Origin of the sequence: Amycolatopsis vastitatis (assembly GCF_002234595.1) — a bacterium.
Lineage (GTDB): Bacteria > Actinomycetota > Actinomycetes > Mycobacteriales > Pseudonocardiaceae > Amycolatopsis > Amycolatopsis vastitatis.
In genome coordinates this window covers 1-252 of sequence record NZ_NMUL01000157.1, presented here as the reverse complement: position 1 = coordinate 252, position 252 = coordinate 1, and the positions used below count along the sequence as shown (strand labels likewise).

The window sequence follows — 252 nt, the reverse complement described above, 5'->3', positions numbered from 1 at the left end:
CGGAGATCGCGGGCGAACTGGCGTCCCGGCTGGGGCTCGCCAGTGGCGACATCGAGGAGTTCGCGAAGGCTCGCACCGCGGCGGCGATCGCCGGGCTGATCGGTGACGAACGGCCCGAAGCGGCGCCGGAGACGGCATCGGTGCTGGAGACCGTGGTCGCGGTGATCGGGGAGCGGACCGGGTATCCGGTGGAGATGATCGAGCCGGGTCTCGATCTGGAAGCCGATCTGAGCATCGACTCGATCAAGCGGG

1 protein-coding gene is annotated in these 252 nt (G+C 69.4%); it reads left to right on the top strand.

All coding sequences use genetic code 11. From position 1 onward, the window contains the following. Window positions 1-252, top strand: a 252-nt coding sequence (locus CF165_RS49855) for a hypothetical protein (RefSeq protein WP_143269002.1), incomplete at both ends; no start/stop codon positions are given.